Origin of the sequence: Bradyrhizobium sp. CCGUVB1N3 (genome assembly GCF_024199925.1) — a bacterium.
Classification (GTDB): Bacteria; Pseudomonadota; Alphaproteobacteria; order Rhizobiales; family Xanthobacteraceae; genus Bradyrhizobium.
This window is the reverse complement of record NZ_JANADR010000001.1, coordinates 1,498,633-1,523,036: the sequence shown is the minus strand read 5'-3', so window position 1 is coordinate 1,523,036 and position 24,404 is coordinate 1,498,633. Positions and strand designations below refer to the sequence as shown.

Sequence of the window (24,404 nt, the reverse complement as noted above, 5' to 3'; positions counted from 1 at the left end):
TTCCGATGTTGCGATGCAGCTAAGCGGAGAGCGCATAGCGCAGGTAAGGAACGATTAACGGATTGGCCGTCCTGTCCAAGAGCTAGGCCGGATGGACCTGAGAGTGCAATAAAGTCCCGTGAAATCACGGATTTATGACATTTATTGTCGTTCCATCCGTTGCGAAAATATGTCGCAAAACGCGCGCCGCAAGCCGCCAGGCGGAATTCGTACCCTATCCCTCGTATGCGCGAATCGCATGCAGTAGCGGTTCATAGAACTGAGTTTTAGTTCACTGTTTTGTCATCTGAGGCTGTGGCCTGAAGGCTGCTGTCGGGTTCTTGTGGGTCAACCCGCTCAATCTCTTCGTCTCTTCGACCCGGAACCGGCGTCGATTCCTGCTTCGACTTGGTCACTAAGCCCAATCACGGTCTGCGCGACTCGACCGCGTCTTCCGGCCTCTCGCTGCGGTGCACACACGCCGAACGTGCAAGGGCTGAATTACAAAACCGTAATGAAAATCAGAAATTTCGCATGAGGCTCTGCGCGCCGCGCAACATCACGCATTTCTCGCGGGGAATTCATTCTCAAAACTTGCGGCGGTCGACGAACAATCCCATCCGCAGATTCCGGCAATGATGTCGGGCTGCGCAACAATAAGAGAAGGAAGGTAACAATGAAGACGTTACTAGGGGTCATCGCAATTGCCGCCGTCGCATTCGCCGTCGCCCCCGCGCAGGCCGCGAAGAAGATGGGCGGATGCAGCGCGACCAATCTCGAGCAGACCGAGACCGCGATCGAGAACATGTCCGACGGTGACGGCAAGTTCACCGCGCAGAAGGAGATCGCTGCGGCTCAGGACGCGCTGTTGAACGGCAAGATGGGTGTGTGCGGCGCCCACCTCAACAAGGCGATGCACGCCGCCGCGGGCAAGTAAACGCCAGGGAACAAGGAGGGCCGGTCGCGACGCGATCGGCCCCTGTTCTTTTGAAACGTCCTAGGGAGCGCGCGCGAGCTGGGTTGCGAAATGGGCGACCGTCTTGGCGTAGACCTCGCTCTTGTTCCATTGCTGGAGCACCCCGAAGTTGGGGCCGCCGGGCTCCCAGTCCTTGCCGCGCTGCCAGCCGTAGTTCGCAAGATAATTCGCGGTCGAGGCGAGCACGTCGGGCGCGCTGTGCAGGAGGTCGCGCCGGCCATTGCCGTCGAAATCGACGGCATATTTCATCCAGGATGACGGCATGAACTGGGTCTGGCCGAGCTCGCCGGCCCAGGCGCCCTTCATCTCGTTCGGCGCGAGATCGCCGCGCTGAACGATGCGCAGCGCATCCATCAGCTCGCCGCGAAACTGCTCGGCGCGCCGGCAGTCATAGGCAAGCGTCGCGAGCGAGCGCAGCGTCGGAAACTTGCCGGTGTTGACGCCGAAATCGGTCTCCAGTCCCCAGATCGCGACCAGCACCTCGCCGGGCACGCCATAGGTCTGCTCAATCCGCGACAGCACCGAGCCGTACTGCTTCATCATGTTGGAGCCGCGCTGCATGCGCGGCGGCACCATGCGGCCGGAAAACTCCTCAAAACTCTGGCTGAAGACTTTTTGGGAACGGTCGCGCGACAGCACGCTTTGATCGAGCGTGACCCCGGCAAGGCCGGCCGTGATCGCCTGCTGCGAGATGCCCTTGGCGGCGGCTTCGGTCTTGAAGTCGGTAACCCAGGCATCGAAATTGCCAGAACCGCAGGCGACTGCGGCGAGCGTGGGCCCGGCTGAGGCAATCGAGGCGGTGAGGGCGAAGGCTGCGAGGGCGAGACGAGAGATCGTCGGGGTCATTCGAATAAATCGATTCCGTGAAGTGGCATGACCGGCGGCGCGGAATGTCGGTTCCAACCGCGGCTAAAACAAGGCCCATGGGCCGGTGGCGTCTGCTCAAGTCCGCGCAGGGTTAAAGGAACGATATTGGGCGAGTCCGCAAGCGATCAACCGGCGGACTCGCGGCAACGTGATTCCGTTTTACTCCGACCGATTCCGCCAGGGGAACAGGTTGGCGGGAAAATCAGCAGCCGGCTTGCGCGGGCGCGGCGGCGGAGCATCATGCCGTGCATTGGGATCGGACACGATCACCTTGCGATAGAGATGCCAGGTGGCGTGGCCGAGCAGGGGGATGACGACGGCGAGGCCGAGGAACGCCGGAATGGTTCCGAGCGCCAGCAGCGCCGCGACGATCACGCCCCAGGCCGCCATCGGCACCGGGTTCTTCGCCACGGCGCGCAGCGAGGTCACCATGGCGTCGCCGGCGGTGGCGTGCCGGTCGAGCATCAACGGGAACGAGATGACGCTGATGCAGAGCGCGGCCAGCGCGAACAGGAAGCCGACGCCGCAGCCGACCACGATCAGCCACCAGCCTTGCGGCGTCGTCAGCACGTGCTTGAGGAAGTCGGAAATGCCGGTGACGCCTTCATAGCCGAACGCCGCCACGTAGATCGCCTGCGCGGTCGCGACCCAGGTCACGAACAGTGCGAGCAGGAGCGTGCCGAGCCCGAGCATGGCGCCGAAGGAGGGCGAGCGCAGCACGTCCAGGGCGTCCCAGGCGCTGGCGTCCTCGCCGCGTTCGCGCCGGCTGCTGAGTTCATAGAGGCCGAGCGCCGCGAACGGGCCGATCAGGGCGAAGCCGGCCGCCAGCGGAAACAGCAGCGGTATCACCGAATAGCCCATCGCCACGCGGGCGAGCACGAGGCCGAGCACCGGATAAATGACGCAGAGGATGACGGCGTGGCTCGGCACCTCCTTGAAATCCTCCCAGCCGCGCTTGAGCGCGTCATGCAAATCGGACAGTTGGATGGTTCGGATGACTGGTCCAGCCGCATCAGCAGGCTGGGCCATACCGGGGACATTGCCGTGGTAGAGTGTGGCCATGGTCGCTTGCTCCCTTGCCGCGCGGCCGAATGCCGCGCCGGCAAACGGCGCAAGCGGCCGCAATTTCCCAGATAATCGCGATTCCAGACCAGACGCGAAGACCGGCGGGGATCGCGAACTGAAATGAAACCGTACTCCCGTTCGCGGGAGCTGTCCCTCACGCCTGGGTAAAATTCGATGTCGCAGTGCAACCGCAAATATGTCATTCGGTCGTCATTTCGCCGCAGATAAGCTGATGCTGTGACGTGCGTCCGCTCGACCAGCGGAGGCGACACAGAAACTTGGTCTATGGGTTTGGCACCTCACAGGCCCTTCCAACGGATCCTTTTCGGGGAGCAGACATGAGCATTTTCGGTAAAATCGTCAGCGCGATCTTCGGCAGCCATCCTGCCGCGGCTGCGCCGGCCGGCGGGGCGACCTCCAGCGGAGCGCCGGCAGGCTCCGCTCCTTCAGCCTCGGCGCCGTCGGCCGCACCTTCCGCTGCGCCATCCGCCGCTCCTGCGCAGACCGTGGACGTGGCTGCGATCGTCGACAAGGCGGTCGCCGCGCACAAGGGCGAGAAGCTGGAATGGCGCACCTCGATCGTCGACCTCATGAAGGCGCTCGACATCGACTCCAGCCTTGCTGCGCGCAAGGATCTCGCCAAGGAGCTCGGCTATACCGGCGACACCAACGATTCCGCCACCATGAACGTCTGGCTGCACAAGCAGGTGATGTCCAAGCTCGCCGCCAATGGCGGCAAGCTGCCGCCGGAGATCAAGCACTGACGGCAAACGCCGTCGACGCGAAAAAGGCCCGCGAGATCGCGGGCCTTTTTTTGTGTCTCGACTTCTTAGTGTTTTGCCTTACGCGACGAGGTCCGCATATTCCGGGTGCTTGTCGAGATAGTCGACGACGAAGCCGCAGCCGGCGACCACCTTCCTGCCATCGCGCCGGATCAATTCCAGTGCGCCCTTCACCAGCTCGGATGCGATGCCGCGGCCGCGCAGCGCGCGCGGCGTTTCGGTGTGGGTGATGATCACCGCCGATGGCGTCAGCCGGTAATTGGCGAAGGCGAGCTCCCGGCCGACATCGAGCTCGAAGCGGCTTTCGTCCTTGTTGTCGCGTACCGATGCCGACATGCCAATCCTTCCCACGGGTCGTTGCAAGCCCTGATCTAAAGCATGATCCGGAAAAGTGTGAAGCGGTTTTCCGAAAAGATCATGCTCAAACAACAACCTAAAGCGCGACGACGATTCATCCCAATTTCATCGCGCTTTAGGCGTGTGAACCCGCTTCTGCCAAGGCGCGACCAAGGGGCATCGTTGCAGGGGAGATATCCGTCACATGCGTGTCTCGATCGGTCTTGTGGCTTCGCTGGCTATGCTGACGCTTGCCCGGGCTGCGCCGGCATCGGCTGCGGACGGCAAGGCGGCGGCGCAGGCCTGGGACGTCTGCATCGGGACCACGAGCACGCTGGACGACCGCGTCAAGGCCTGCTCGGCGGTGATCGACGCCAGGAGCGAGACCGGCGGCAAGCTTGCCGCCGCCTATTGCAACCGCGGCAATGGCCTGACCGAGAAGCGCGAGCTCGATGCCGCGCTCAGCGATCTCGACGAGGCCATCAGGATCGATGCGACCTCCGCCTGCGCCTTCAACAATCGCGGCCGAGTCTATGCCTTCAAACACGATTTCGACCGCGCCATCGCCGACTATGAGCAGGCGATCAAGCTCGATCCGTCGTTTGTGATTGCCTACAACAATCGCGGCGAGTCCCGCTACAACAAGGGCGACCTCGACGGCGCGATCGGTGACTATGACGCCGCGATCAGGCTCAATTCCAACTATGCCAGGGCTTACAGCAACCGCGGCCTGGCCTTCCATCGCAAGCGCGACATGGCGCATGCGCTCGCCGACTACACCACCCGCATCAAGCTTGCGCCCGATCTGCTCGCCTATATCGACCGCGGCAACGTCTACCGCGATAGCGAGCAGCTCGACCGCGCCGCCGCCGACTATGGCGAGGCGATCCGCCTGGCGCCGACCGACGCGCGCGGCTGGCGCAATCGCGGCTTGATCCGGCTCTTTCAGGGTGACAACAGAGGCGGCATTGCCAACTACGACAAGGCGCTGCAATACGATCCCACGGATGCGTTCTCCTGGAACAACCGCGGCCAGGCCAGGATGCGGCTCGGCGACAAGCCGGGCGCGATCGCCGACTTCCGCAAGGCGCTGGAGTTGCGACCGGACCTGCCCACCGCGCGCGAGGCGCTGCAGAAGCTGGGCGCGCTGTAGGGCGTGTATTCATAAGGGCGCAGACGTCAGCTTTCTGATGGTCAAGCGGACATCTTACGATCAGTCAGAGCATTACTGCTCATGACCCCACAGCGGACATCCGTTGATCTAGATCAAGTACAGGTGTGGCGCTCAAATCAACGTACGCGCGCAATGGGCAATCTTGCGCAAATGAGCGCTGACGTCGTTTAGCTTTGGTCAGAATGGGTTAGGGAGGTATCGCGATGAACCGCCGCCAGCTCTTTCTCTCGACAGCGAAAGCGACGCTCGCATCTGCACTTGGTTGGTCCGGGCTTTCCGCGTCGGCGAGAGCACAGGAAGCGCTGCCGCAGCCTGAACCACCATTCAAGGGCAGGATCGGCACCACCTACAAAGACTCCGCACCCGACAAGATACCGTTGATCAAGGCACCGGACGGGGCGCCCAACGTTCTGATCGTCCTGATCGACGATTGCGGTTTCGGACAATGGAGTACGTTCGGCGGCCAGATTCCCACACCGAACCTCGATCGCCTCGCCAAAGCCGGCCTGCGCTACACGCGCTTTCACACCACCGCGCTTTGCTCGCCGACGCGCGCGGCACTGCTCACCGGCCGCAATCATCATTCGGCTGCCACCGGCGTCATTACCGAAATTGGCAGCGGCTATCCCGGCTACAGCGGACAAATTCCCGACAGCACCGCCATGGTTTCCGAGGTGCTACGCCAGCACGGCTACAGCACGGCGTTCTTCGGCAAGAACCACAACATCGCGGATTGGGAGACCAGCGTATCGGGGCCCTATGACCGCTGGCCTGCTCGGCAGGGTTTCGATCACTTCTACGGTTTCGTCGGCGGCGAGGCGAACCAATGGGCGCCGGCGCTCTACCGTGATACGGCGCCAGTCGAGATGGATGTGCCCAAGGGCCGGGAGGCCGACTATACCCTGAACGAAAACCTTGCCGACGAGGCGATCAAATACATCTACAAGCAAAAGTCGGTGACGCCCGACCGGCCCTTCTTCATCTACTACGCACCCGGCGCCACCCACGCGCCCCACCACGTGCCCAAGGAATGGATCGACAAGTTCAAGGGACAGTTCGATCAGGGCTGGGACAAATATCGCGAGGAAACCTTCCAGCGGCAGCTTCAAGTTGGCGTCATCCCCGCCGACACCAAGCTGACCCCGAGGCCGGACCAGATACCGGCGTGGGAGTCTCTTTCCGCGGACCAGAAGCGCATCGCGTCGCGTCTTATGGAGACCTTCGCCGGTTACACCGCTCAAACCGATTTTCAGGTCGGGCGCATCCTCGACACGCTCAAGGCAATCGGCCAATCGGACAATACGCTGGTGTTTTGGGAGATCGGTGATAACGGCGCCTCGATGGAAGGCACGCTCGACGGTGTCTTCAACGAGATGGTTTCCCTCAACGGACAGAAAGAGGATTCGAGCTATATCCTCGCGCATCTCGACGAGATCGGCGGTCCCAAAGCCTACAATCACTATCCGGTTGGCTGGGCATGGGCGATGGACACGCCCTTCCAGTGGGGCAAGCAGGTTGCCTCGCATTTCGGCGGCACCCGGAATCCACTTGTCATCTCCTGGCCGAACAGAATCAAGGACAAGGGTGGTATCCGCACCCAGTTCCATCATGCCATCGACATCGTGCCAACGATCCTGGAGTCCGCCAGCATCGAGCAGCCCTCATCCGTCAACGGCGTGACACAAAAGCCGATCGAAGGCGTCAGCATGGTCTACAGCTTCGATGACGCGAAGGCGGAAGAACGTCGTCGTGTCCAGTATTTCGAGATGTTCGGCAACCGCGCCGTCTACAGCAACGGGTGGGTCGCGTGCGTCCGCCATGGACGGCTGCCATGGGAAAACGCCGGCAGTTACGACTTCGACAAGGACAGGTGGGAGCTGTACCGGATCGATGGCGACTTCAGCGAAGCCAACGACATGGCCTCGCGCGAGCCGCAGCGGTTGCGGGACATGCAAGACCTGTTCTGGGTGGAGGCGGCCAAATACAACGTGCTGCCCTTGGATGATCGCTTTATCGAGCGCGCCGACCCGAGCCTGCGTCCGAGCCTGATCGCTGGACGAACCGACTTCACCTACTATCCCGGCGCGACCCGAATCCCAGAGAGTTCATCAGCGAACGTCAAGAACCGTTCGCACAGCATCACCGCCCATCTCGATAACTCACAAACCGGTGGCGACGGCGTTTTGGTTGCAGCAGGCGGCACCGTTGGTGGCTACGTGCTCTACGTGAAAGACGGCAAGCCGGCGTACGAGTACAATTGGTTCTCGCAGCAGCGTTACAAGGTGCGAAGCACAGAGAAGCTGCCGGTGGGACCTGCGGCCATCCGCATGGATTTCAAGTATGACGGCGGAGGCGTAGGCAAAGGCGGCCTGGTGACCCTCTTCATCAACGACAAAAAGGTCGGAGAAGGCAGAATCGAGAAAACGATCCTGGGCCGCTATTCAGCCGACGAGACCTTCGACATCGGAATGGATACGGGCTCCCCGGTCAGCGACGACTACACGTCGCCCAATCCCTACACCGAAACGCTGCGAAAGGTGCAGATCAATTTGCAGCCGACAGATCACACCGAAAACGACATCAAGACGATACGCAAGGCTGAACTGGCTGTACAATTCGGTACCGAATAGGGCGTGCTTCCTTTCTCGGCTTGGCGGCAGGAGTTTGCGTCAGTAGCTAGGTCCGTTCATGGCCCAACTCGGACCACTAGTGAGGTCCGCTATTGCGCCGCTATCAGTGGGACAGCGTACCTCGTACGCGCCCTGACGGCGGCGCGGGCTTATGAGCAAGGGCCTTAGTTGGATCGCCCCCGCAGGTTGTCGTTTGCGTGACGCTGCTTCGCTGGGCAAAAAAACACGGGGCCGCTCTTGCAACCGCGCAGCCGGTTCCCACGTCTTCCAACCGATGCGCGCGGCTGGCGCAATCGCGGCATGATCCGGCTCTTTCAGGGTGACAACAGAGGAGGTGTTGCCGACTACGACAAGGCGCTGCAATACGATCCCTCGGATGCGTTTTCCTGGAACAACCGCGGCCAGGCCAGGATGCGGCTCGGCGACAAGCAGGGCGCGATTGCCGATTTCCGCAAGGCGCTGGAGTTGCGACCGGGTCTGCCCACCGCACGCGAGGCGCTGCAGAAGCTGGGCGCGCTGTAGGGCGTGTGTTCTTCGCATTTTGACCCGAAGCCGTCTTATGGCATGCGCGGCATTTGCGACGCGACAAGTGCGCCCATCGTGAGTGCGGCCACAATCGAGACGTGATATTCTGCGTGATGTCGTCGTCCTCAAGCCGTTGTGAGGATCGAAATGAAGCGGCGAGAGTTCATTGCGGCCAGTGCGGCGCTGCTCGTTTCGCCACGGCGTTCGCTGGCGCAAGGGACACGTCGTCGGGTTGGCTTTCTCGCCATGGACGTGGTGGAGCCTACCGTTCAAAAAGCGTGGCTTGAGGGGCTGCGAAAGCATGGCTGGATTGACGGAAGAAACCTGATCATCGAGTATCGTTATTCCCCCTCCGAGGATCGCCTGCCAGCTTTCGCCGCCGAGCTGGTGGCTCTCAACCCCGATCTGCTCGTCGCTCCTAATCCGCCAGCAGCCGCAGCCCTGAAAACGGCAACTGCCAGCATTCCGATTGTATTCGTGGCGGTCTCCTTTCCCGAGAGGCTCGGCCTCATACAAAGCATGTCGCGCCCAGGCGGCAACATAACGGGTCTCGCGGCCGTAGCGCCCGGATTCGTTGGCAAATTAATAGAAATTCTGCGGGAAATGGTTCCTACCGCCTCGACAATTGCGGTCTTCATCAATCCAGGCACTCCAGGTCACACGCTGATAGTAGCCGAGGAGTTACCCCAAATTGCCCGGAGCCTAGGCGTGGCCCTGCCGATAGTAGAGGCGACCACAGTAGAGGAACTCGACATCGCCTTAGCCTCGGCCGCAGCAGAACACGCCGATGCAATCACTATTCTGGGCGATGCATTGAGCGTTAACAACGCGCCACGCGTTACCGAGCTGGCGGCGAAGCATCGTCTGCCCGCGATTTATCTATTCCGATTGTTCGCCTCCAATGGTGGATTGATTTCATACGGCCCCGATTTAGCCGATTTGTTTTTTCGTGCAGGCGGCCACGTCGACAAGATCCTCAAAGGCGCCAAGCCGTCTGACCTACCTGTCGAGCTGCCGACAAAATTCGAACTCGTCATCAATCGTAAGACCGCGAATGCGCTCGGCCTCACCGTGCCTCCCACTCTGCTCGCACAGGCCGTCGAGGTGATCGAATAGTTTTGCTGCAGTGCATGAGTCCGTTTGTGGTCCAACTCGGACCACTAGCGAGGTCAGCTATTGCGCCGCTATCAGGGTCACGGCGGACCTCGTGCTTAACGCCGCTTCGCTGGGCAAAAAACCACGGGTCCGCTCTTGCAACCGTGCTTCCGGTTCCCATGTCATGTTGCAGGACATACGCCCGAATGCGGCCGGCAGGGTCGCTGAACATTCGGAGTGTCGTGAACGCCAGCCGCCGACGTATGCCTCTTGTGTAGGAGGTTACGATGTCGGACTTTGGTTTTCTGAATACTCATCGAACATGGGAAGACTGGTGCGGGATGGTGCTCGGCGCGCTGATCGTTGCGTCGCCGTGGTTTCCCATCCAGGATCATGAGACGATCGTCGGACACCAGGCGGTGATCCTGAACGCGGTCGCGGTGGGCCTGGTCGTGTTTGGCCTCAGCCAGCTCGAATATGTCGCGTTGCAGCGCTGGCAGGAGGTGGCGACGATCCTGGTCGGGTTCTGGCTCATCGTCTCGCCCTATGTCCTCGGCTATTCCGGCGAGGGCTTTCTGCGCGTCTACCACACGAGCCTTGGCGCGGTGGTGGTGCTGCTCGGTATCCTCCAACTCTGGCAGGATTGGGCGCTGAGCGACCAGGACATGCTCAAGCACGGGCAATAGGCTGTGGATGCTTGCGGGCCCGTCGCGTGATCGGCGGGCCTGCGCTCGCTTATCTCTTCACGAGATCCGCGTAGTCCGGATGCTTGTCGATCCAGGCCTTCACGAACGGGCATTGCGGGATCAGCCTCAGTCCTGAAGCGCGGACCTGGTCGAGCGCGCCTTGCACCAGCTTTGAGCCGACGCCCTTGCCGCCGAGCTCTTTCGGCACCTCCGTGTGCTCGAAGGTGATGACGTTGCCGTCGAGCCTGTAATGCTCGGTTGCGAGATGGCCCTCCACTTCGAGCTCGAAGCGGTGATGGGCTTTGTTGTCGATGACGTCGCTCATGTCGTCTCCCGTCAGCTCTTTAGCGAGTCCGTCAGCATCTTGCGGATCGACCAGGCTTGCCCGTCGGAGGAGCCCTTGATGTCGTCGATCTTCCAGTTGTTGGCCTCGCGCACGAACTCATAACGTACGACCTGGTCGGCGGGTTTGCGGTCGTTGCGGTGACCGACGATGGTCACCGCGACAGTGGCCTTGTCGGACTCGAGCTTCCCGGTGTCCACCTTGAACGATTTGACGTCGGGTTCCTGCGAGTTGGTCACGGGATCGAAATCGACCGGCCCGACGTCGCCCTTCGGCGTGTGCGCGTCGGCCTTGGCCCACAGCGCGACCAGCGATTTCGAGAGATATTTTGCCTTGGCGGCCTTGGTCTCGATGATGAAGGCGCCACCGCCATCGCCCTTGCCCTTGGCGGCGCGGGTGTAGATCGCGGTCAGGATCGCGGCGGGATCGTTGGCCGAGGGGGCCTGCGCGGCGGCCGCATTGACGGTGGCGAGAAGGGAGGCTGCGACGAACGTGCGGCGGGTGAGCATGGGATGTCCTGAGATCGGTTCTACCGGCGCTTATAGACCGGAATGTCCGGCCGGCGGTGTATCTCAGTAGGGTCTTGTGGCGGCGGATTGGTTCAATCGGCGGCCTTGGCGAGGCGCGAATCCTCCGCAGCTTGCGGCCGCAGGCAGCCCTTGCAGATGACGAGCGATCGCTTGACCTGCGACTCCTGGTCGGCCTCGAGTCCGTCCTGGGCCTGCCACTCCTTCGAGTAAGGCTGGAGTGCCGCAGCCGATTTGTCCTGGCTGGTTCGAGCGGCGCTCCGCGCCTGGTGCGCTGGCTTTGGCTGATTGGGATCCTCGCCAGCACCGTCCCAGGCATAGCGCGCCGGGGCGAAAGCGGGATCGGAGGCAAGCCGCGCTTGCGGGGCCGCGGCACATCCGGCGAGCGCCAGCGACAACAGGAGAAGAGCGGGCGCTTTGGACATGGTGCGGAACTCTGTACGCGAACGACAGATCAAGGTTGCGCCGATCATGTTTAAGATTCCCTGAACGATCGAAGCGATTGCGACGACCAAGGCGAATGAGACTCTTGATCCTGATTTGCGTTCTCTTCGCCGGGGGCCTTGCTCGCGCCGAGGATGTAAAGCCGTTCAATCCGGCCGACTACCCCGGCGAGGTGCAGAAGGCGCTGCGCTACGCTGATCAGGAATGCCAAAGCCAGGGCGGTGGCGCTGTGAGCCTTGCGCCGGATACGGTGCGCAAGGTCGATCTCACCGGCGATGGCCGCGACGATTACATCGTCGACTTCCGCGATACCAAATGCGATGGCAGCGAAACCGCCTATTGCGGCACCGGCGGCTGCGTCATGAACCTTCTGGTGACGCTGCCGAACGGCGATGTGCGCCGGGTGTTCGACGGCTATGTCCGGAACTACGAGATCAAGCCGATGCCGATGAAGCGGGGCGCTGCGCGCACCATCCGTTTCGAGCTGCATGGCGGCTATTGCGGCGGGCACGGCTCGCCGTCCTGCTTCAAGGAGAAGGCGATCTCCACGACGCCTTTCGCGTTCAAGATGCCGTAATGGGGCTCTGCGGCGGGCGGCCTTGCGGCGCCGCTGATGATGGCGATAAATGGGCCGCGAAGAGCGGGCCGCCTGCGCGCCGTCCGCCAGCGAAGAGGAAGCCCCATGCAGCCATTGCGGATGTCGCGCCGCGTCATGAACCTCGCTTACATGCTGACGCAGAATGCGCGGCGGCACGGGTCGCGGCCGGGTTTCGTGTGGGGCGAGAGATCCTGGACCTGGCGCGAGATCGACGCGCAGGTGTCCGCGTTTGCCGCTGCGCTTGCCGCGCGCGGCATCAACAAAGGCGACCGCATCCTCGTCCATTCCAAGAATGGCCACGAGATGTTCTTCTCGATGTTCGCCGCGTTCCGGCTCGGCGCGATCTGGGTGCCCGCGAACTTCCGCCTGATGCCGGACGAGGTCGCCTATCTCGCGCAGGCCTCCGGTGCCAAAGGATTCCTGTGCCACGGCGATTTTCCCGAGCATGCCGCAGCCGTCGGTGGTAGCGCGCTGGAGTTCACCTGGCGCATTGGTGACGGCGCGTTCGGCGAGACCTGCGTTGCGGAGGCGATCAGGAATCATGCCGGCGCTGATGTCGAGAACGTCGCCGTCGAGCATGACGATCCCTGCTGGTTCTTCTTCACCTCCGGCACCACCGGTCGTTCCAAGGCGGCCGTGCTCACGCATGGCCAGATGGGTTTTGTGGTCACCAATCACCTTGCCGATCTGACGCCGGGCACCACGGAAGCGGATGCATCGCTCGTGGTCGCGCCGCTGTCGCATGGTGCGGGCGTGCATCAGTTGATGCAGACCGCGCGCGGCGTGCGTACCGTGCTGCTGCCGACGGAGAAATTCGACATCGGCGAGGTGTTCCGTCTGATCGAGACGCATCGCGTCAGCAATCTCTTCACCGTGCCGACGATTCTGAAGATGATGGTCGAGCATCCCGCGGTCGACAAATTCGACCATTCCTCGCTGCGCCAGGTGATCTATGCGGGCGCGCCGATGTATCGCGAGGACCAGAAGACCGCGCTGAACAAGCTCGGCAAGGTCATCGTGCAGTATTTTGGCCTCGGCGAGGTCACCGGCAACATCACCGTGCTGCCGGCGGCGCTGCACGATGTCGAGGATGGTCCGCACGCCAAGATCGGCACCTGCGGTTTCGAGCGCACGGGCATGCAGGTCTCGATCCAGGATGATGAGGGGCGTGAGCTTGGGGCCAACCAGAGCGGCGAGATCTGCGTGATCGGGCCTGCAGTGTTCGCCGGCTACTACGACAACCCGGAGGCCAACGCGAAGGCGTTTCGCAACGGCTGGTTCCGCACCGGCGATCTCGGCCACATGGACGAGGAGGGCTTTGTCTACATCACGGGACGCGCCTCCGACATGTACATCTCCGGCGGCTCAAACATCTATCCGCGTGAGATCGAGGAGAAGATCCTGACGCATCCCGCGGTCGGCGAGGTCGCCGTCCTCGGCGTGCCCGATCCGACCTGGGGCGAGGTCGGCGTTGCCGTCTGCGTTGCGCGCGAAGGCGCAAAGCCCGTGAGCGAGGCGGAGATGGCCGCGTTCCTCGGTCCCAAGGTGCCGCGCTACAAGATGCCGAAGCGCTTCTTCTTCTGGGAGGCGCTGCCGAAGTCGGGCTATGGCAAGATCCCCAAGCGGATGGTGCGCGACGAGCTCGAGGCGCGCGGCCTGCTCGATCTCGACAACAAGCAGGCGGGCTGAGCGTTGATCATGCGGAGCATCAAGCAGCCGGGCGCACCGGTCGCGGAGCGTATCCAGTGGGTAGAGGCGAGGGGGCGTGCCTTCGCGTTCAGGCTCGAGGCCGGCATGCCGCTGCTGGAAGCCGCGCGCCGCGGCTTTGCGGCGGAGGGCTTTGCCGGCGGCGTGCTCAACTTCGGTCAGGGCGCGCTCGGACCGTTCGCTTACGTGATGCCGGCGCTGTCGAAGACTGGCGAGAACGCCGCATTCTACAGCGAGACCTTTCGTCCCCAGGGCGTGACGCGGGTGAAGCTCGGCAGCCTGACGCTGGGCAGGCGCGACGGCGCGCCGTTCTTTCACTGCCACGGCCTCTGGACCGAGGCGGACGGCCGCGCCAGCGGCGGCCACATGCTGCCGGAGGAGACCGTTGTCGCCGAGCCGTTCGAGGTCGCAGCGTTCGGCATCGACGGCGCGATGTTCACGGCGGAGCCCGACAGCGAGACCAACTTCAAGCTGTTCGGGCCGGTGGCCTCGAGCGCGACCGGCGCACGCACCAGTAGCCGGGCGTTCGCACTGCGGCTGCGGCCAAACCAGGACTTTGCCGGGGCGCTCGAAGGCTTCTGCCGTGAGCGCGGCATCGCGCGTGCGAAGATTCATGGCGGCGTCGGCTCGACCATCGGCGCGCGCTTCACCGATGGCGGCGTGACCGAGCCATTTGCGACCGAGTTGGCCGTGACGGCTGGCACAATCGCGCCCGGCGCCTCCGGCGCGCTGGAGGCACAGCTCGACGTTGCCCTGGTCGACTACACCGGCGGCCTCGCCGAGGGCCGCCTGGTCCGCGGCGACAATCCCGTTCTGATGACCATGGAGCTGGTGCTGGAGGCGCTGGACTAGGGCGCCACCGGGGCTTGTGGCTGATGGTCGATACCACTTCCCCAAAGGAGTTGTTCCTGTTATGTTCCGTCATGGGTGCATGTTTGGCGCGGGGCAGGAGGAATGGGTATGCGTGGGCGAAATCGAGATATCAGGCTGCCTGCACCCTATCTCAGGCGAGTCTGGCTGGACCGCTCCCTGGTGCCGGATTGGGAGGCCTATCCCTACTGCCTTCCGATCTTCAGCGAAGAATTCGATCTGAGCTTCGAGACCGCCATCACCATCATCGTCGGCGAGAATGGCACCGGCAAGTCGACGATCCTGGAAGGCATCGCAGCGCTTGCTGGCTATGACGATGCCGGAGGTGGCAAAGGGTACAGTGCGGTCGATCACTCCAATGCGCGCGAAATCATGGGCGGCGAGCTGTCGGTCGCGCTCCGCGCCGGCTGGTTGCCGAAGATCACCAACGGCTGGTTCTTTCGCGCCGAGACGTTCTTCTCCGTCGCCAGATATCTCGACGAGGTCTCGACCGAACCGCCCGATTTTCTGTCCTATTCCCATGGTGAAGGTTTTCTGAGGTTCTTCGAGGAGCGCTGTCAGCGGCAAGGCATCTTCATTTTCGACGAACCGGAATCCGCGCTGTCGCCGGCGCGGCAGATGGAGTTTTTGAAGCTGCTGCGCCGGATGGATCGCGCCGGCAATTGCCAAGTCATCATGGCGACGCACGCGCCGATGCTGATGGCCTATCCGAATGCGCGGCTGCTGCGGTTGGGCAAATATGGGCTGGAGCCCGTGGCGGTGGAAGAGACCGATCATTACCGGGTGATGCGGGAGTTTTGCGCGGACCCGCGCGGCTTCGTGGAGGCGACGCTGGGGGAGTGACCCGCCACGGCCACGCCACGAACCGGTCTCCCCACGGTCCAAAAATGCGCTACGATGACCCCAGCGCGCGTCAGTCGCGCAACGACCAACGACACACGTGAGGATACGACATGAGGGTGACGAAGAGGACGGCGCTGGCCGTGGTGGCAGCGCTGGCGGTGGGGACGACGGCCCTGACGGCAGCCTGGGCGCACGGGCCGACCCGGCAAAAGGTGCGGGAATCCATCGAGATCAACGCGCCGCAGGCCAAGGTCTGGGCGGCGATCGGCAATTTCCAGGACATGAGCTGGCTCGCGGGCGTCACCAAGACCGAGGGCGAGAAGGGCAATGAGATCGGCGCGACGCGCCGGCTGACGCTCACGGGCGGCGCCACCGTCGACGAGGAGCTCTACAAATACGAGCCCGACATGATGAGCTATTCGTACCGGATCACGACAGTCGACGTGAAGGTGCTGCCGGTCACCAACTATTCCTCGACGCTGACGGTGTCGCCGGCGCCCGAAGGCAAGACCAAGCTGGAATGGGCCGGTGCATTCTATCGCGGCTTCCCCAACAACGACCCGCCGCCGGAACTGAGCGACGAGGCCGCGGTGAAGGCGGTGAGCGGGCTCTACAAGGGCGGCCTCGAGGCGCTGAAGAAGAAGATCGAGAGCGGAAGCTGAGCGTGCGCGCTCTGGTGTTGGCGGCGCTGGCCGCCAGCTTCGCGCTGACCTCGGTCGGAGAAGCTCCGGCCGAGGAGGCCTTCGTCACCAACCAGCTCAGCGACGATCTCACGGTGGTGGATCTTGCGACCTCGCGCGCCGTCGCCACCATCGCGATCGGCGGCAAGCCGGCGGGCGTCGCCGTCTCCGCCGACGGTCGTTTCGCCTATGTGACGAGCCCTGAGGGCAAGGCGTTGACCGTGGTCGACGCCGCGGCGCGCAGTGTGGTCGGCCGGGTCGACGTCGGCGGCGGCCCGCTCGGCATTGCGGTCGCGCCCGATGGCAAGGCCGTCTACGTCGCCGACTGGTACGCGGCGGCGGTGCGCGTGATCGACCCGCAGGCAAGAAACGTCGTGGCGAGTATTGCGGTCGGCGCCTCGCCGTCCGGGCTGGCGGTGACGCCGGACGGGAAATTGCTCTTGTCGGCGGATCGCGACGACGACAGCGTCTCCATCGTCGACATCGCGACGCGCGAACGGCGGGCGGTCGTCAAGGTCGGCACGCGGCCCTTCGGTGTCACCATCGATGCCGAGGGCAAGCGCGCCTTCACGGCCAATGTCGGCTCGAACGACGTCTCCGTGATCGATATCGCCGAGGCGCGCGAGACCGGCCGGGTGCCGGTGGGGATGCGGCCCTATGCCGTGGCGCTGACGCAGGGCCGCGGCTTCGTCACCGACCAATATGCCGGCACCGTCAGCGTGTTCGATCTCGCAACCCTAAAAGCCGTCAAGCGGATCAATGTCGGCGATTACCCGGAAGGCATCGCCGCGACCGCCGACGGCAAGCGCATCATCGTCGCGAATTGGGAAAGCAACACCCTTGATATCATCGATGCCGTCGAGCTGAAGCTGATCGGCGAGGTCAAGGTCGGCGACGGTCCGCGCGCGTTCGGGGCGTTTCTCAGGCGGACGGAGTAAAATTCGTAAGGGTGGGTCAGCGACTTGCCCGGCGCAGCTCGAAGAGCACCGCGCGTCGAGAGAAGCGGTAGGCTACGCCTGCAGCTACTAGCGTGTACCACCGGCGCTCGCGGCAGCCGAGGCGCGCGAATGCGTCATCAGCCGCCGCGCGATCGGCGTCAGCATCTGTGGCGCGACGTAGTAGGGAAACTGGGTGAGCGCGAAATAGAGCCAGGTCATGCCGGGCAGAGTTCCGGCCGTCGCCGCCAGCATCAGCCCGATATTGCGCTGCGACACCATCAGGCCAAGCGCGAGCGCCTGTTCGTAGCCGATGCGGCGGAACAGCAGCGTCGTCACGACCAAGAGCGCGAAGAAGATGGCGAAGGCGAGCAGCGCAATGGCGATCGACAGCAGGGGGTCGGCCAGGAAGTCGGCGATCACATTGCCCATCACGGCCGCAACGAAGACGAGCAGGATGATGATGTTGATGCCGTCGATCGGCCTGCGGTGACGCTGGATCGCGTCCGCGCCGACCAGCCAGCGGATCAAAGTTGCGACCATGAGCGATCCCGCAAGGATCGCGAGCAGTTTTGCGCCGAGCGCAAGCGGCGAGATGCTGAGCGTTCCGGCAAGGAAGAGTGCGGCAAACAGTGACGCCGTGAACGGGACGAGAGCGGTGGAGGTCACCAGCGTGACCAGGACCAGCGTGGCGTCCAGACCCATCAGCGCGGCGATCGCAGGCGAGGCCATCATCGGCGAGGCAATGGCCTGAAGCATCAGGGCGAGGAACAGCCCGGGCGAGCGGGCATCGAAGCCGGACAGATGCGCCGCGAGGCCAAAGATCAAGGGGACGCCGATCGTCGTCCAGGCGGTGGCCGCGAGGATCAGCCCCGGCCGGCGCAGATGCGCGCGCAGCGCGGCGAGGTCGACGCGCATGAAGGAGATGACGAGCAGGAGGAAGATCGCCTCGGTCACGAAAGGCCGCAGCACCGCGCCAAGCGGCGGGATCGCGATGCCGAACAACACCAGTGCCGCAACCGCGCGGGTGCCCTGGTCGCCGAGCCACGCCAGCCATCGCACGGGGGCGGCCAGGGTGCGTTGCAGGCTGAGGGGCATTTTGGCTTCCAGGGGAGTGTCACCTCACGCGAATCGGTTGAAGCGACTTGCGGAGTGCAACTGATGAGGCACTGGCCTCGCTGTTCAAAGTAACAAGTGATTACCGTCTATTTCGAAGGCTACAGGACTTCGATCCTCAGCCCAACTCCCTCAACCACGCGCCGATCTCCGCGGCCGCGACATCGGCCTGCGGCAACAGCTTGCCCATGGTGAAGAAGCCGTGGAATTGGCCCGGGAAGTGTCGATAGGCGACGGGCACGCCGGCAGCTTTCAGGCGCTGCGCATAATCGTCACCCTCGTCGCGCAATGGATCGCCGCCGGCGGTCAGCACATAGGCCGGCGGCAGGCCAGCGAGTGTGGTGGCGCGGGCCGGCGAGGCACGCCAGTCGCGCGTGTCGGCGGTGCCATTGAGATAGTGGTCCCGAAACCAGCGGATCACGGAATGGGTGAGGAGCAGGCTGGTTTCGGGCTCGCTGTGCGAGGCGTGCGTCATCGCGAAATCGACGGCGGGATAGATCAGCACCTGGCCTGCGAGGCCCACGCCCTTGCCGTCGCGGGCCGCGATGGCGACTACGGCGGCGAGATTGCCGCCCGCGCTGTCGCCGCCGACGCAGATGCGCGACGCATCGATGCCAAGCGCGCTCGCGTTCGCTGCGACCCAATGGGTCGCTCCGATGGCGTCGTCGACGGCGGCGGGAAACTTGTGCTCGGGTGCGAGGCGATAGTCGACCGAGATCACGATCAGCTCGCCCTCGACGGCGAGCTTGCGGGCTGCGACGTCATGGGTGTCGAGGTCGCCGATCACCCAACCGCCGCCATGGAAGAACACGAAGGCCGGCGCGAGACCGTCACGTTGGCGCAGCCTCATTGGCACGTAGAGGCGGGCAGGGATCGTGCCGTGCGGCGCCGGGATCGCGAGCGCTTCGATGCGCGCCAGCTCGGGCGGCTCGGGATTGGTCGCGAAGCGCGCTCGCGAATAGTCCGCGCGGGCTTCCGCTGCGGTCAACGTTTCATAGGGCGGGCGGTTGGCTTCGAGGAACGCCTGGTAGACGGCGGCGGCATCGGGATCGAGGACGACTGGCATGGGAGGCCTTGCGCGGAATCTGCAGATGTCGCTTTCGGGGGCGCCTGTTCGAGGCCCCCGGATGACGGGAGCTGCCGCCGTCAGGGGCCGCGGACGGGTCCGCCGACGCAACTATCCCATCCGGCGGGTGGTCTGGCCAGCCAAGGGGCCGGCGGGCGAGGGGGAAACCGCCCTTTCCCCGCCGTATTCGGCGTGTTAACCGGATGGTCTGCGAGCGGCCGTAACCCCCTGTACAATGCTCGATAAACCCGATTCGCTGTTGAAGCCGCGCGAGATGTCTCGAAACCTGATCCTGACCGGCCTTGCGGCGCTGTTTGCCGCCACAGCGATGACCGTCTCGCCTCCGGCGCAGGCGCAGATCGGTACCATCTTCTCCGATCCGCCGCCGCTGCGGCCGCCCGGCAGCATTCCGCGCGGCAACCAGCCGCAGCAGCAGACGCCTGACGACGACGAGGAGGTGCCGGAGCTGCCGCCGCAGGGCCGCGTGCTGCCGACGCCGAACCGTCCCGCCCCCCGCCAGGGAAATATCGCGCCCAATGCTCTGCCCGGTTCGGTGGAGACGCAGCCTTTGGCCCCGCCGCCGGGAAGTACCGTGCTGCCGCAGAACCAGCAGCCCTCCATCGCGGTCGCGCCGCCCAATCCTCAGGCCGCTCCGCCGCAGCCGGGCGCCAATCCGACGCTGCCGGGCTTGCCGCCCGGGCAACGCCAACCCAAGGGCACACCGCAAAACGGCGTGCCGCAGACGCCGGCGAGCCTTCAGCCGGGCGATGAGGTCGTCACCGAGCCGCCGGCGCAGAAGATCGTGAACAAGAAGGCGACCTTCTCCGGCCTCGACAAGATCACCGGCCGCATCATCAATTTCGACGAGGAGATCGGCGAGACCGTGCAGTTCGGCGCGCTGCGCGTCAAAACCGACGCCTGCTACACGCGGCCGGCCACGGAAGCCGCCAATACCGACGCCTTCGTGGAGGTCGACGAGATCACGCTGCAAGGCGAGGTGAAGCGGATTTTTTCGGGCTGGATGTTCGCGGCAAGCCCCGGCCTGCACGGCGTCGAGCATCCGATCTACGACATCTGGCTGACCGACTGCAAGGAGCCGCAGCAGACGATCGCGACCGCGGCCCCGGATCCGGCGAGCAAGCCGGCCACGCCACCGCCGCCGGCACAGAAGAAGGCCGCACCCAAGCAGGCCGTGCAGCAGCAGCGTCCGCCGCAGCCGCCGCCGCAACAGCAGCAGGCGCCGCCTCCACCACCACCACCACAGCAGCAGCCGGGCCTCTTCGGGCTCCCGGGCTTCGGCCGGAATTAGCTTCGCGTCGCGATGATCTCGAGCGCGCGCGCGCCTGAGATTGCTTGCCCGGGCAACTTCAGGAAATCGGCGGAGTCGCCCGCCAGCGCCTTGTCGAGCAGGGCGGTGTAGCGGCGCCTGGAAATCTCCGCCGCACCGAAGCTGCGCAGATGCTCGGTGACATATTGCGTGTCGAGCAGCTCGAAACCGCCGTGGATGAGCCGCGCGACCAGATGTACCAGCGCGACCTTCGAGGCATCGCGCGCGGTGTGAAACATGCTCTCGCCGAAGAAGGCACGCCCCAGGCTCACGCCATAGAGCCCGCCGACGAGGTCGTCGCCCTGCCAGGCCTCGACGCTGTGGCAATGGCCGAGCTCGTGCAGGCCGCCATAGAGGTCGCGGATGCGCTTGTTGATCCAGGTGTCCTCCCGTCCGATCTGCGGCGCGGCGCAGCCGGCGATCGTCGCCTTGAAGGCGGTGTTGACGGTGACGCGAAACGCATCCGAGCGCACGGTGCGCGCAAGGCGCGAGGCAATACGAAAGCCATCGAGCGGGATCACGCCGCGCATCTCCGGCTCGACCCAGAACAGCGTCGGATCGTCCGCGCTCTCGGCCATCGGAAAGATGCCGCAGGCATAGGCACGCAGCAGCACGGCGGGGGTGATTTCAGACGAGGCGGAGTCGCGCGCAGTCATGCGCGGCACTTTAGCAGAATTGCGGCAGCCTTGCGATGGGGGCGATGCGAGGCATCGCGCGTCAGCTCGCGGCGGCGTTGCTCGTCGTGATTGGTGGCGTGGGCACGCGGCGGAACTTCAGCAGGATCTTCGTCCCAGTGTGATTCGGATCGCGTTCGACGGAGGCGTCGAGCTTGGAAGCCATCGCCGCAACGATGCGCTGGCCCATCCCGGTCGAGCGAGGATCGGCCTTGGCATTGTCGCCGACGCCGTCATCGGCGATCGACAGAACGAGATCCTCGCCTTGCGAGGTCAGTTCGACGTGGATGGGGCCGGCCCCGTCCGGATAGGCGTATTTCACCGCGTTCATGACGAGCTCGTTGACGATGATGCCGACCGCGACAGCGCGGTCCGGATCGATCTCGATCGGCTCGGCCTTCAGCGTCAGGCGCGACATCCGGTTGCCCTCGGCCGAGCGGCGGAGGTCCTCGAGCAGCGAGTCCAGATACTGGTTCAGGACGACACTCTTCAGATCCTGCGAGGTGTAGAGGCGGCGGTGCACCTGCGCGACCGCGGCGACGCGGCCCATCGCATTGGTCAGGGCGGCCTTGACCTCCTCCTGCGCAGCCGAGTTTGCCTGCAGATGCAGCAGGGAAGCGATGATCTGGAGCGAGTTGCCGACACGGTGGTTGACCTCGCGCAGCAGCATCTCACGCTCGGCGGCGAGCGCGGCGTAGCGGTCACGCGAGGCGTGGATCTCGGCTTCTGCTTCCTCGCGCGCCTTCTTGAGCTCGGCCTGTCGCAGCGCGCCGTCGGATGCGACATGCAGCAGCGGGATGAAGTCGCCCTTGACGTCCTTGACGAGGTAGTCGGCTGCGCCCGCCTTCAGCGCGGTGACGGCAATGCTGGAATCCTGCGACGCCGTGACGAAGACGACGGGCGGGGCGTCCGGGATCGCCATGATCTGCTCGAGCGTCTCGAGACCGTCGAGGCCCGGCATGTACTGGTCCAGCGCCACGACGTCGATGTCGCCGTCAACCTTCCCTTGTCGAATGCGCGCAAGGCCTTCCTCGCCGCTCGCGGCAAGTATCACCTTGTAGCCGCGGCGCGTCAGGCCGCGCTCGACCAGGCGCGCCAGCGCGTCATCGTCGTCGATATAGAGCAGGGTCGGGGTGGTCTGGCTCATGTGGCGGCGGCTGGGATCTGGATGACGGAGAAGAATAGCCCGAGCTGCCGGATCGCGTTGGCAAAATTCTCGTAATTGACCGGCTTTGTGATGTAGACGTTGCAGCCGAGCTCGTAGCAACGCTTGATTTCCTGGGAGTCGTCGGTGGTGGTCAGCACCACCACGGGTGATGCCTTCAGGTACCTGTTTTCCTTGATCCGCCTCAGGATATCGATCCCGGTCATGTCGGGCAGGTTGAGGTCGAGCAGGATCAGGAGCGCGTTGCCTTTGTGCGCCATGCCGGTACCGTCAGCGCCGAACAGATATTTTGTGGCGTCCGTACCGTTGGCGAAGGGCACGATCGGGTTGTTGACGCCGGAGCGGCGGATGTTGCGCTCGATCAGGCGCGCGTGCCCTTCGTCGTCCTCGATCATGATGATGGTGACGGGCTGGGTCATTGGTTTCTGTCCCGATTGCTGGCGTTCCACTTGATCGGCAGCGTGATCGTGAACGTGCTGCCGACGTTGAGTTCGGAGGAGACCGACATGGTGCCGCCGAGGCGTCGCACCAGGGCTCGCACATGGGCAAGGCCGATGCCCTGGCCGGGCTTGTCCTGGATACCGGCGCGGCGGAACAGATCGAAGATGCGCTGGTGATCCTTCGGATCGATGCCGCGGCCATTGTCAGATATCTCGAAGATCGCATAGCCGAGCTTGGTGCGGCCGCGCAGCACGATCTGGCCGGGAACGCCGGTCTTGAGATACTTGATGGCGTTGTCGATCAGGTTGGAGAATATCTGCTCCAGCGCCAGCCGGTCGCTCACGATGTCGGGTAGCTCGCCGACGCGGATTTCGGCCTGCGCCTCGGCGGCCTGATGCGCCACCGTCGCGACGATCGCCTCGATCAGCTCACCCGTGTCGATCCTGACCGGCTCGAATTCGCGCCGGCCCTCGCGGGTGAGGTTGAGGATCGCCGAGATCAGGCGGTCCATCTTGCCGATCGAGGATTTGATGAAACCGAGCGCCTCGGAAAAATCCTGCGAGAGCTGCTTGTCCGGCCCCTCCAGCGCAATGCCCGCCGCGTCGTTCATCGCCAGCGGCGGCCCGTCCGCCGCGACGTGTGCAAGGCTGCCGATGCGCCGGAAGATGTCGGCGCCCAGTTCCTCGAGCTCGCTGGTGAAGCCCATGATGTTGACCAGCGGCGAGCGCAGGTCGTGGCTCACGATATAGGCAAAGCGCTGGATCTCGTTGTTGGCTTCGCGCAAATCTGCGGTGCGCTCATCGACGGTGGCCTCGAGATTGAGGTTGGAGTCGCGCAGGCGCGCCTCCGCTTCATCGCGGATGGCTGCCGAGCGCCGCACCAGCCAGATCGAGATCAGCGCCAGCACCACGACGAGACCCGAGCCGATGCCGGTCAAGGACGCCGCCAACGTCTGGCTGTTGTTGGCATTGGCCGAGCGCAGTGTGAATAGTCGCTGCTCCTCGCGGAGCATGGCATCCGCAGCGTCGCGGATCGTGCTGGTCGTGTCGCCGGCGGCCGCTTCGCGGACGAGCGCGGAGGCGCGTTCGAAGTCGCTCTGCTGGATGTAGTTCATCTCGCGCATGAACTGGTCGAGCCTGGTTTCGACCGCTGGCCGCAGCTTGCGGACATTGTCCGCCTGCGCGGGATTGTCCTCGGTCAGGTCCACGAGCCTGTTGAGATGCGGCAGCACCGCCGCCACCGCCGCCTGGTGGTCGGTCCAAAATTCCGGCCCGCGCGTGAGGAGAAATCCGCTCGCACTGCTCTCGGCGCGACGAATTTCCAGGAGCAGCGTGTGGATCTGGTTCTCAACCTCGATCGTATGAATGACCGAGGCGTTGTCGTCGCGCGCCTTGTTGACGAGGTAGACGGAGCCGGCGCTGATCACCGTCAGCACCAAGAGTCCCGCCGCGAACAGCAGGATCAGCCAAAGTGCGCGCCGCCGTCTCTGGTCAGGCGTTACGCCAACTCCGGTTCCGACCTTAAGAATTTCCACTCCCCCGTGCAGAAAACCC

Annotated in this window: 26 protein-coding genes; 14 read left to right on the top strand and 12 right to left on the bottom strand. The window is 64.1% G+C overall.

Annotated features, from left to right (window positions below; genetic code table 11):
- Window positions 1-655 precede the first annotated feature (655 nt).
- On the top strand, window positions 656-916 hold the full coding sequence (locus tag NLM33_RS07190; RefSeq protein WP_254095410.1) for a hypothetical protein: 261 nt from the start codon (window positions 656-658) through the stop codon (window positions 914-916).
- A gap of 60 nt (window positions 917-976) precedes the next feature.
- Here NLM33_RS07190 and NLM33_RS07185 read toward each other — a convergent pair whose 3' ends face one another.
- Both NLM33_RS07185 and NLM33_RS07180 read right to left on the bottom strand, forming a co-directional pair.
- Window positions 977-1,801 (bottom strand): lytic murein transglycosylase, encoded by an 825-nt coding sequence (locus NLM33_RS07185; RefSeq protein ID WP_254095409.1) that lies wholly within the window; start codon window positions 1,799-1,801, stop codon window positions 977-979.
- A 180-nt stretch (window positions 1,802-1,981) separates the two neighbouring features.
- A complete protein-coding gene (locus tag NLM33_RS07180) occupies window positions 1,982-2,884 on the bottom strand; it encodes a DUF2189 domain-containing protein (protein ID WP_254095408.1) in 903 nt (300 codons plus the stop codon).
- A gap of 341 nt (window positions 2,885-3,225) precedes the next feature.
- Here NLM33_RS07180 and NLM33_RS07175 point away from each other — a divergent pair, with 341 nt between their 5' ends.
- On the top strand, window positions 3,226-3,651 hold the full coding sequence (locus tag NLM33_RS07175) for a DUF3597 domain-containing protein (protein ID WP_254095407.1): 426 nt from the start codon (window positions 3,226-3,228) through the stop codon (window positions 3,649-3,651).
- Between the two features lie 78 nt (window positions 3,652-3,729).
- Here the strand turns inward: NLM33_RS07175 and NLM33_RS07170 are convergent, their stop codons facing one another.
- Complete coding sequence (locus NLM33_RS07170) at window positions 3,730-4,005, bottom strand: GNAT family N-acetyltransferase (RefSeq protein WP_254095406.1); 276 nt, start codon at window positions 4,003-4,005, stop codon at window positions 3,730-3,732.
- Between the two features lie 205 nt (window positions 4,006-4,210).
- On the opposite strand from NLM33_RS07170, the gene NLM33_RS07165 reads away from it, so the two are divergent.
- The 5 genes from NLM33_RS07165 (at window position 4,211) to NLM33_RS07145 (ending at window position 10,115) form a co-directional block, all read left to right on the top strand.
- Window positions 4,211-5,158 (top strand): tetratricopeptide repeat protein, encoded by a 948-nt coding sequence (locus tag NLM33_RS07165; RefSeq protein ID WP_254095405.1) that lies wholly within the window; start codon window positions 4,211-4,213, stop codon window positions 5,156-5,158.
- Window positions 5,159-5,382: 224 nt separating this feature from the next.
- Window positions 5,383-7,809, top strand: a complete 2,427-nt coding sequence (locus NLM33_RS07160; protein WP_254095404.1) for an arylsulfatase — start codon at window positions 5,383-5,385, stop codon at window positions 7,807-7,809.
- A gap of 300 nt (window positions 7,810-8,109) precedes the next feature.
- Window positions 8,110-8,331, top strand: coding sequence for a tetratricopeptide repeat protein (locus tag NLM33_RS07155; protein ID WP_254095403.1), 222 nt, complete (start codon window positions 8,110-8,112; stop codon window positions 8,329-8,331).
- Between the two features lie 150 nt (window positions 8,332-8,481).
- A complete protein-coding gene (locus NLM33_RS07150) occupies window positions 8,482-9,450 on the top strand; it encodes an ABC transporter substrate-binding protein (RefSeq protein WP_254095402.1) in 969 nt (322 codons plus the stop codon).
- A gap of 266 nt (window positions 9,451-9,716) precedes the next feature.
- Window positions 9,717-10,115 carry an SPW repeat protein gene (locus NLM33_RS07145; protein ID WP_254095401.1) on the top strand — a complete coding sequence of 133 codons (399 nt, stop codon included), beginning with the start codon at window positions 9,717-9,719 and terminating at the stop codon, window positions 10,113-10,115.
- A 49-nt stretch (window positions 10,116-10,164) separates the two neighbouring features.
- On the opposite strand, the gene NLM33_RS07140 is transcribed toward NLM33_RS07145, so the two are convergent.
- The 3 genes from NLM33_RS07140 to NLM33_RS07130 all read right to left on the bottom strand — a co-directional run bounded on the left by NLM33_RS07140 (window position 10,165) and on the right by NLM33_RS07130 (window position 11,410).
- The gene (locus NLM33_RS07140) at window positions 10,165-10,440 is read right to left on the bottom strand and encodes a GNAT family N-acetyltransferase (RefSeq protein ID WP_254095400.1); all 276 of its coding nucleotides are present in this window, start codon (window positions 10,438-10,440) and stop codon (window positions 10,165-10,167) included.
- An 11-nt stretch (window positions 10,441-10,451) separates the two neighbouring features.
- On the bottom strand, window positions 10,452-10,967 hold the full coding sequence (locus NLM33_RS07135; RefSeq protein WP_254095399.1) for a DUF3828 domain-containing protein: 516 nt from the start codon (window positions 10,965-10,967) through the stop codon (window positions 10,452-10,454).
- Between the two features lie 92 nt (window positions 10,968-11,059).
- The gene (locus NLM33_RS07130) at window positions 11,060-11,410 is read right to left on the bottom strand and encodes a hypothetical protein (RefSeq protein ID WP_254095398.1); all 351 of its coding nucleotides are present in this window, start codon (window positions 11,408-11,410) and stop codon (window positions 11,060-11,062) included.
- A gap of 95 nt (window positions 11,411-11,505) precedes the next feature.
- Here NLM33_RS07130 and NLM33_RS07125 point away from each other — a divergent pair, with 95 nt between their 5' ends.
- The 6 genes from NLM33_RS07125 to NLM33_RS07100 all read left to right on the top strand — a co-directional run bounded on the left by NLM33_RS07125 (window position 11,506) and on the right by NLM33_RS07100 (window position 17,065).
- The gene (locus NLM33_RS07125) at window positions 11,506-12,006 is read left to right on the top strand and encodes a hypothetical protein (RefSeq protein WP_254095397.1); all 501 of its coding nucleotides are present in this window, start codon (window positions 11,506-11,508) and stop codon (window positions 12,004-12,006) included.
- Between the two features lie 105 nt (window positions 12,007-12,111).
- Window positions 12,112-13,716: an acyl-CoA synthetase gene (locus tag NLM33_RS07120; RefSeq protein WP_254095396.1), complete on the top strand. Its 1,605-nt coding sequence runs from the start codon at window positions 12,112-12,114 to the stop codon at window positions 13,714-13,716.
- A 9-nt stretch (window positions 13,717-13,725) separates the two neighbouring features.
- Complete coding sequence (locus NLM33_RS07115; protein WP_254095395.1) at window positions 13,726-14,586, top strand: PCC domain-containing protein; 861 nt, start codon at window positions 13,726-13,728, stop codon at window positions 14,584-14,586.
- A 108-nt stretch (window positions 14,587-14,694) separates the two neighbouring features.
- Window positions 14,695-15,447 carry an AAA family ATPase gene (locus NLM33_RS07110; protein ID WP_254095394.1) on the top strand — a complete coding sequence of 251 codons (753 nt, stop codon included), beginning with the start codon at window positions 14,695-14,697 and terminating at the stop codon, window positions 15,445-15,447.
- A gap of 110 nt (window positions 15,448-15,557) precedes the next feature.
- Window positions 15,558-16,109, top strand: coding sequence for an SRPBCC family protein (locus NLM33_RS07105; protein ID WP_254095393.1), 552 nt, complete (start codon window positions 15,558-15,560; stop codon window positions 16,107-16,109).
- 2 nt (window positions 16,110-16,111) lie between these two features.
- A complete protein-coding gene (locus NLM33_RS07100) occupies window positions 16,112-17,065 on the top strand; it encodes a cytochrome D1 domain-containing protein (RefSeq protein ID WP_254095392.1) in 954 nt (317 codons plus the stop codon).
- Window positions 17,066-17,152: 87 nt separating this feature from the next.
- Here NLM33_RS07100 and NLM33_RS07095 read toward each other — a convergent pair whose 3' ends face one another.
- Together NLM33_RS07095 and NLM33_RS07090 are read right to left on the bottom strand one after the other, a co-directional pair.
- Window positions 17,153-18,160 (bottom strand): Na+-dependent transporter, encoded by a 1,008-nt coding sequence (locus NLM33_RS07095; RefSeq protein WP_254095391.1) that lies wholly within the window; start codon window positions 18,158-18,160, stop codon window positions 17,153-17,155.
- Window positions 18,161-18,296: 136 nt separating this feature from the next.
- Window positions 18,297-19,244 carry an alpha/beta hydrolase gene (locus NLM33_RS07090; protein ID WP_254095390.1) on the bottom strand — a complete coding sequence of 316 codons (948 nt, stop codon included), beginning with the start codon at window positions 19,242-19,244 and terminating at the stop codon, window positions 18,297-18,299.
- Between the two features lie 235 nt (window positions 19,245-19,479).
- Between NLM33_RS07090 and NLM33_RS07085 the strand changes: the two genes are divergently transcribed.
- Entirely contained in the window at window positions 19,480-20,553 is a 1,074-nt protein-coding gene (locus tag NLM33_RS07085; protein WP_254095389.1) for a DUF2155 domain-containing protein, read from the top strand.
- Here NLM33_RS07085 and aat read toward each other — a convergent pair.
- The 4 genes from aat to NLM33_RS07065 all read right to left on the bottom strand — a co-directional run bounded on the left by aat (window position 20,550) and on the right by NLM33_RS07065 (window position 24,379).
- Window positions 20,550-21,227, bottom strand: coding sequence for a leucyl/phenylalanyl-tRNA--protein transferase (aat, locus tag NLM33_RS07080; RefSeq protein WP_254095388.1), 678 nt, complete (start codon window positions 21,225-21,227; stop codon window positions 20,550-20,552). The genes NLM33_RS07085 and aat overlap by 4 nt on opposite strands.
- A 61-nt stretch (window positions 21,228-21,288) precedes the next feature.
- Window positions 21,289-22,392 (bottom strand): sensor histidine kinase, encoded by a 1,104-nt coding sequence (locus tag NLM33_RS07075; RefSeq protein WP_254095387.1) that lies wholly within the window; start codon window positions 22,390-22,392, stop codon window positions 21,289-21,291.
- The gene (locus NLM33_RS07070; protein WP_254095386.1) at window positions 22,389-22,829 is read right to left on the bottom strand and encodes a response regulator; all 441 of its coding nucleotides are present in this window, start codon (window positions 22,827-22,829) and stop codon (window positions 22,389-22,391) included. Before NLM33_RS07070 ends, NLM33_RS07075 begins: the two co-directional genes overlap by 4 nt.
- Complete coding sequence (locus NLM33_RS07065; RefSeq protein WP_254105679.1) at window positions 22,826-24,379, bottom strand: CHASE3 domain-containing protein; 1,554 nt, start codon at window positions 24,377-24,379, stop codon at window positions 22,826-22,828. The genes NLM33_RS07070 and NLM33_RS07065 overlap by 4 nt, the downstream gene beginning before the upstream one ends.
- Between the last annotated feature and the right edge of the window lie 25 nt (window positions 24,380-24,404).

Coding starts and splice junctions, on each gene's coding strand:
- NLM33_RS07140 (WP_254095400.1), bottom strand. CDS start 10,440: ATGAGCGACGTCATCGACAACAAAGCCCATCACCGCTTCGAGCTCGAA.
- NLM33_RS07170 (WP_254095406.1), bottom strand. CDS start 4,005: ATGTCGGCATCGGTACGCGACAACAAGGACGAAAGCCGCTTCGAGCTC.
- NLM33_RS07160 (WP_254095404.1), top strand. CDS start 5,383: ATGAACCGCCGCCAGCTCTTTCTCTCGACAGCGAAAGCGACGCTCGCA.
- NLM33_RS07190 (WP_254095410.1), top strand. CDS start 656: ATGAAGACGTTACTAGGGGTCATCGCAATTGCCGCCGTCGCATTCGCC.
- NLM33_RS07070 (WP_254095386.1), bottom strand. CDS start 22,829: ATGACCCAGCCCGTCACCATCATCATGATCGAGGACGACGAAGGGCAC.
- NLM33_RS07075 (WP_254095387.1), bottom strand. CDS start 22,392: ATGAGCCAGACCACCCCGACCCTGCTCTATATCGACGACGATGACGCG.
- NLM33_RS07090 (WP_254095390.1), bottom strand. CDS start 19,244: ATGCCAGTCGTCCTCGATCCCGATGCCGCCGCCGTCTACCAGGCGTTC.
- NLM33_RS07105 (WP_254095393.1), top strand. CDS start 15,558: ATGAGGGTGACGAAGAGGACGGCGCTGGCCGTGGTGGCAGCGCTGGCG.
- aat (WP_254095388.1), bottom strand. CDS start 21,227: ATGACTGCGCGCGACTCCGCCTCGTCTGAAATCACCCCCGCCGTGCTG.
- NLM33_RS07110 (WP_254095394.1), top strand. CDS start 14,695: ATGCGTGGGCGAAATCGAGATATCAGGCTGCCTGCACCCTATCTCAGG.
- NLM33_RS07185 (WP_254095409.1), bottom strand. CDS start 1,801: ATGACCCCGACGATCTCTCGTCTCGCCCTCGCAGCCTTCGCCCTCACC.
- NLM33_RS07120 (WP_254095396.1), top strand. CDS start 12,112: ATGCAGCCATTGCGGATGTCGCGCCGCGTCATGAACCTCGCTTACATG.
- NLM33_RS07150 (WP_254095402.1), top strand. CDS start 8,482: ATGAAGCGGCGAGAGTTCATTGCGGCCAGTGCGGCGCTGCTCGTTTCG.
- NLM33_RS07165 (WP_254095405.1), top strand. CDS start 4,211: ATGCGTGTCTCGATCGGTCTTGTGGCTTCGCTGGCTATGCTGACGCTT.
- NLM33_RS07125 (WP_254095397.1), top strand. CDS start 11,506: ATGAGACTCTTGATCCTGATTTGCGTTCTCTTCGCCGGGGGCCTTGCT.
- NLM33_RS07145 (WP_254095401.1), top strand. CDS start 9,717: ATGTCGGACTTTGGTTTTCTGAATACTCATCGAACATGGGAAGACTGG.
- NLM33_RS07085 (WP_254095389.1), top strand. CDS start 19,480: ATGCTCGATAAACCCGATTCGCTGTTGAAGCCGCGCGAGATGTCTCGA.
- NLM33_RS07135 (WP_254095399.1), bottom strand. CDS start 10,967: ATGCTCACCCGCCGCACGTTCGTCGCAGCCTCCCTTCTCGCCACCGTC.
- NLM33_RS07095 (WP_254095391.1), bottom strand. CDS start 18,160: ATGCCCCTCAGCCTGCAACGCACCCTGGCCGCCCCCGTGCGATGGCTG.
- NLM33_RS07180 (WP_254095408.1), bottom strand. CDS start 2,884: ATGGCCACACTCTACCACGGCAATGTCCCCGGTATGGCCCAGCCTGCT.
- NLM33_RS07155 (WP_254095403.1), top strand. CDS start 8,110: ATGATCCGGCTCTTTCAGGGTGACAACAGAGGAGGTGTTGCCGACTAC.
- NLM33_RS07115 (WP_254095395.1), top strand. CDS start 13,726: ATGCGGAGCATCAAGCAGCCGGGCGCACCGGTCGCGGAGCGTATCCAG.
- NLM33_RS07130 (WP_254095398.1), bottom strand. CDS start 11,410: ATGTCCAAAGCGCCCGCTCTTCTCCTGTTGTCGCTGGCGCTCGCCGGA.
- NLM33_RS07175 (WP_254095407.1), top strand. CDS start 3,226: ATGAGCATTTTCGGTAAAATCGTCAGCGCGATCTTCGGCAGCCATCCT.